This is a genomic window from Geobacillus sp. LYN3, assembly GCF_003064505.1.
GTDB classification, from domain to species: domain Bacteria; phylum Bacillota; class Bacilli; order Bacillales; family Anoxybacillaceae; genus Parageobacillus_B; species Parageobacillus_B toebii.
In genome coordinates this window covers 1,681,389-1,686,607 of the sequence record NZ_QCWL01000001.1, presented here as the reverse complement: position 1 = coordinate 1,686,607, position 5,219 = coordinate 1,681,389, and the positions used below count along the sequence as shown (strand labels likewise).

At 43.5% G+C, this 5,219-nt stretch carries 9 protein-coding genes; all 9 read left to right on the top strand.

Annotated elements, in window-relative coordinates; translation table 11 throughout:
* On the top strand, positions 1–202 hold a 202-nt coding region (locus DCC82_RS18075), incomplete at its 5' end, for a hypothetical protein (protein WP_233252955.1).
* 22 nt (positions 203–224) lie between these two features.
* On the top strand, positions 225–407 hold the full coding sequence (locus DCC82_RS18070; protein WP_353652436.1) for an ABC transporter C-terminal domain-containing protein: 183 nt from the start codon (positions 225–227) through the stop codon (positions 405–407).
* An 18-nt stretch (positions 408–425) separates the two neighbouring features.
* Complete coding sequence (locus DCC82_RS08820; protein WP_097354395.1) at positions 426–1,556, top strand: conserved virulence factor C family protein; 1,131 nt, start codon at positions 426–428, stop codon at positions 1,554–1,556.
* An 18-nt stretch (positions 1,557–1,574) separates the two neighbouring features.
* Complete coding sequence (locus DCC82_RS17445) at positions 1,575–1,823, top strand: hypothetical protein (protein WP_062678658.1); 249 nt, start codon at positions 1,575–1,577, stop codon at positions 1,821–1,823.
* A gap of 41 nt (positions 1,824–1,864) precedes the next feature.
* On the top strand, positions 1,865–2,302 hold the full coding sequence (locus DCC82_RS08815; protein ID WP_062678657.1) for a BrxA/BrxB family bacilliredoxin: 438 nt from the start codon (positions 1,865–1,867) through the stop codon (positions 2,300–2,302).
* 355 nt (positions 2,303–2,657) lie between these two features.
* Positions 2,658–3,485, top strand: a complete 828-nt coding sequence (locus tag DCC82_RS18865) for a hypothetical protein (RefSeq protein ID WP_483299657.1) — start codon at positions 2,658–2,660, stop codon at positions 3,483–3,485.
* Complete coding sequence (locus tag DCC82_RS18860) at positions 3,391–4,230, top strand: IS200/IS605 family accessory protein TnpB-related protein (protein ID WP_082798170.1); 840 nt, start codon at positions 3,391–3,393, stop codon at positions 4,228–4,230. The genes DCC82_RS18865 and DCC82_RS18860 overlap by 95 nt, the downstream gene beginning before the upstream one ends.
* Positions 4,231–4,451: 221 nt before the next feature.
* Positions 4,452–4,583, top strand: a complete 132-nt coding sequence (locus DCC82_RS08805) for a YuzL family protein (protein ID WP_073967943.1) — start codon at positions 4,452–4,454, stop codon at positions 4,581–4,583.
* A gap of 251 nt (positions 4,584–4,834) precedes the next feature.
* Positions 4,835–5,219, top strand: a 385-nt coding sequence (locus DCC82_RS08800; protein WP_353652432.1) for an aminotransferase class I/II-fold pyridoxal phosphate-dependent enzyme, incomplete at its 3' end; no start/stop codon positions are given.

The following is a 5,219-nucleotide window of genomic DNA, read 5'->3' as shown; positions in this document are numbered from 1 at the left end:
TCAACGTCGTTTTCCCTTATCGTATCAACGGTTTGCGACCATTGTAAAGATGTTTTGTCACGGATTCAGGTACTTACTTTGGCGAATATTCCGCCTACTTAGAAGAGCAGCTCCAGAAGAAATCAACGCAAAAACAAGAAAAACAAACGCCAAAAGAAACGAAAGCGCCAAAGAAACAAACGAAACGCCGTTTAACGTTTAAAGAACAAAAAGAATGGGAAGAAATCGAGGCCAATATCGCTGCACTTGAAGCAAAATTGCAGGAAGTTGCCGAAGAGATGGAAACATATGCGAGCGATTATGAAAAGATCCAGCAGCTTGCTCAAGAATATGAAGAGCTTTCAGCGAAGTTAGATTCGCTTTTAGAGCGGTGGGCGGAGCTATCAGAACTCGTAGAATCGTCATGAAAAAAGGAGGGAACTGTGTTGAAAATTAAATCGATTGAACCAACCCCGAGCCCAAACACGATGAAAGTATTGTTAGACGAAGAACTGCCGTTTGGCACCAGCCATAACTATAAACCGGACAATGTCGATACGGCGCCTCCTCTTATTCAGCAGTTAATGAAAATTGAAGGAGTAAAAGGAATTTATCATGTCGCCGACTTTTTGGCCGTTGAACGCAACCCGAAATATGATTGGAAAGAGATTTTAACGAAAGTGCGTGAAGTGTTTGGGGAAGAAGTCGACAGCGAGCAAGAAGAAACGAAAAAAACGAATGAACATTTTGGAGAAGTAAAAGTATATGTACAAATGTTGTACGGTTTGCCGATGCAAGTGAAATTAACGGATGGGGAACGGGAGCATCGCGTTGGGCTTCCGAAACAGTTTATGGATGCGGTCATTGAAGCGCAGAAATATGCCGACAATATCGTGTTAGAACGGAAATGGGTGGAAAAAGGGGTTCGTTACGGCACATTTGAAGAAATCGGCAATGAAATTGTCGAAGAACTGTCAGCGGCGTACCCGCCGGAACGATTAGAACGCATGGTACAAATGTTCCGCCGCGGCGAGCAGGCAAAAACGCAAAAACGCATAAGCATCAAAGTGACGGAAGAAATGCTCGATGATCCGGATTGGACGAAACGATATGCGGCGTTAGAACAAATGGCGGAGCCGACAGAAGACGATATACCGGTGCTCGCAAAAGCGCTAAAAGATGAAAAAGTAGCGATTCGCCGCTTGGCTACTGCGTATTTAGGGATGATCGGCGGCAAAAAAGTATTGCCGTATTTATATGAAGCACTGAAAGATAAGGCGGTTTCCGTGCGCCGGACGGCGGGAGATTGCTTGTCTGACATTGGAGATCCGGAAGCCATTCCGGTGATGATTGAGGCGCTGAAAGACCCAAGCAAGCTTGTCCGTTGGCGCGCTGCCATGTTTTTATACGAAGTCGGCGATGAATCGGCATTGCCGGCGTTAAAAGCGGCGGAAAATGATCCGGAATTTGAAGTGAGCATGCAAATCAAAATGGCCATTGAGCGCATTGAAGGCGGCGAAGAAGCGAAAGGGTCTGTTTGGAAACAGATGACGGAAAGCCGGAAAAAAGAAAAGTAACGATGAGGAGAAAAGATATTGTTTGTATTTTTGAGAAATTGCCCAAATCTAAAGTCATTATTAAAAAGCGATTCAAAAGGTGCGATGCATGTGATCGCGCCTTTTATTTTTTTTGCCTGTTATTATGTTGTCATTGTTGCCGTAGACGATGGAGAAAATGGAACAATTTCTGGCACAATTGGAGTCCCTGCCGGAATTTGGTCTCCGCCAGCACGGCAACCTCTAATTATTTTGGTCATTTTGATTGATTTTTTAGGAATAAAATAGTATGCTGATGGCATTGAATATCATTGGGAGGGATTGCTGTTATGTCGATGGCTTATGAGGAATATATGCGCCAGCTTGTGCAGCCGATGCGCGACGAACTCGTACGTGCGGGATTCCGCGAACTTCGCACAAGCGAAGAAGTAGAGGAATTTATGGAAAACGTCGAAGGCACAACGTTTGTGGTGGTCAACTCCGTTTGCGGATGTGCGGCAGGATTGGCGCGGCCAGCGGCAACACAGGCTGTTTTAAACAGTGAGAAAAAACCAGATCATTTAGTGACGGTGTTTGCCGGTCAAGATAGAGAAGCGACGGCAAAAATGCGCGAGTATTTCGTTGGGATTGCACCATCTTCTCCATCGATGGCGCTCTTAAAGGGAAAAGAGGTCGTTCATTTTATTCCACGCGAGGAAATTGAATTTCAATCGATGGAAGCAGTAATGGAAAACATTATGAATGCGTTTGAAAAATATTGTGATTAAGGATGCTGTTGGGCATCCTTTTTTTATGTGTCGTTGTCAATCACTCACTTAAAGGAACCGAGCATCGACAAATGAAGGGCGAACGGTTAACGAAAAGGAATAGAAAGAAAGTTGCAAGGGAATGTTAAAGGTGGGGATATAAGTAGTTTGTTAAACATCTATAAAAAGGTATGAAATCATGTAAATATCTCCTGTTATTGGACGTAAGTAAAGAGGCGGATATTCTCCATCTTTTGTATTGTCTCCTGCCTGATGATAAAAAAATCATCTCCTCCTTCCTCATGTAAAAAGGAAATGACGAAGATTTGGCGAATATATGTTCTAAAGGATCCAAACATAGGGGGAAGGCAAGGGGATGAAAACGGTTCGGGTGATGAAAATTGTTTCTCATGATGAATCGCAACTTCGCTCATTAGATGAGTTGATGCGCGTCTTTTGTTCCGCGAAGCGATACGCGTTTAACCGTTTGCTGGAGGGAAGGAACGCAAAAGACATCATTAAGCGCCTTCCGCGCCAATTTCGGATCAACAAACGGTTTGCCGAAGACGCGGTCTTGCTTGTTCAATCACTGATTTCTTCCCAACGTGAGTTGCTTCCAATGCGCTTAGAGGATGTGCAGGCGAAAATCGAAAAAACCGAAAAGAAAATCGATGACTACCAACATGGAAGAAAAACACCGAAAAAAGTCGATCTTCCAACATGTCTAGGTGGATTGCACCAACGTTTAGAAAAGCTCAAAGCGAAAGAAGCCGAGCTAACGCATCATCTAGAACAAGGGACAATTCCACGTGTGATTTTTGGTGGAAAACAAAACTTTTACAAGCGCTTGAAAGGAAAAATCACGAACGAAGAATGGAAAGATGTGCGCTCGAATCAGTTGTACGCAAGAGGAGATAAAAGCAAAAAAGGAAATTTAAATATTCGCCTCACCTATGACGACAAGACGTACCAATGTTATGTAGAAATCGCCAATCCACTTGGACAACAAGAAGGGAAACACGCTCCCCGCTTGAGGTTTCCTGTGTTGGTTCCTGAAAAATATGAAGAGGAAATCATCGATGTCGTCATGGGAGAACAAGTGGGAGGGAGTGAATGCAAAAGGCAAGCCGATCATGGACTACCAGCCATACACGGTGGAAATCAAACGAAAAAACGAAGAGTATTATGTGCATCTCATTTATGAGGAAGAAGTGTATGGCAGAGAACTTGCCTACGATGAACCGATTCAAGCGGAACGAATCGCAGGAATGGATATCAATATTGATCGCATCGCCGTAAGCATCGTTTCGAAACAGGGAAACTTTCTTCAATCAAAGGTGTTTTACTGTCATGAACTCGAATATGTGCGGGCGAATAAACGAAACAACATCATTGGTGAAACGGTGCGCGATGTATATGACTGGCTGCTTCAAGAGAATGTTGGGGCAATGGTTATCGAAAACATCCAACTAAGACAGCAGCACGATACGGACAAACGATTCAATCGCTTGACCCACCATTTCAAAAAGAAAAAGCTGACGGAAACGATTCTTCGTCGGGGAATGCGGCTTGGGTTTCGCATCAAAAAGGTGAATCCCGCGTACACCAGCATCATCGGACGTTTCAAATATATGAAAAAGTATGGGTTGTCCGTCCATGAAAGTGCCGCTTTGGTGATTGGCAGGCGGGGATTGGGGTATCAGGAACGATTGCCAAAAGAACTCATCGATATCATAAAAACGAAAGTGAAACGCCATTGGATTGCCGTGTTAGGGTCGATGGAAGAATCCTACAAGCAATCGAAAAGCGGCAAGAAACAACACCAATATATCGCGATGATGTTACGCAAAATCGAGAATTTCAAACAAGAGCATGAATGGTCATTATGGAACATCTTGCACAAATGTTGTTGGCTGAACCAGTATCAAATTCAACTAAAGGAGGTGTAAACCTGGTTGCTAAAATCGTTGTCGTGTACTGACCGATGGAAGGAATGGTGCACGACAGGTGCCATCGCTGACAGCGATCCACGGGGTGTCTTTCACAATAGGTGAGACATTAGGCTTCCCTTCCTGATGGAACTCGGGTGTTTCCTGAGCGGTAAGCGGTGTTTCCTGGTTCCATCGCGATGAGCCGATTTTTATAGATTTTAGTAACCAGGTGACATGTGATGCCGAAACGGAAAAAAGATCCGTCCAAAGCGGGATTAGGCGCTCCAAACGTGAAAGGACAAGGAACAACACAAACAGAAACGGGCGCATATGAACTTGACTCCGCCCGCAAGAAAACAAAAATCGATTAACAGAAAAACTCGCAGTCAACCTGCGAGTTTTTCTTATGCATTTGCGATGCAGCTATAAATAAAATAAAGAATCGTAATAATGCTTGCCGCAAAAAAAATCGTGTTCATGTTATTTCCCGCCTTTCTCTATATGTTTTCTATGGTAAAGTATGATACACTATTTATATAATTCTTTATATATTCATAGTATATATCATTTAAAGCGGAAAAAGAAAGCGTTTTTCCATGTGTAAGCAGGGGGAGATGGAGCAATGAAGTTGGCAGCGCGTATGAAAGCTTTTTCCACATCGATTTTTAGCGAACTATCAATCTATAAAAAACAAAAATGCAGCGAAAAAAATGATATGATTGATTTAAGCATCGGCAGTCCAGATTTACCGCCGCCGCCATTTGTTATGGAAGCGCTTAGCCGTTATGCGAGCGATCCAAAAGCATATGGATATACGCTGAAAGGTAGACGCGAATTTCATGAAGCAGTGGCGTTTTATTATCAAACAGCACATCATGTAACGCTTCATCCGGAAACAGAAATCATGTATGCCATCGGTTCACAAGACGGCCTTGTTCACGAGAACATCCGCCGGAAGCCCACTGCTTTAGCTGTGGAGGAAGGCGGGGTTTATATTTTTAGTATAT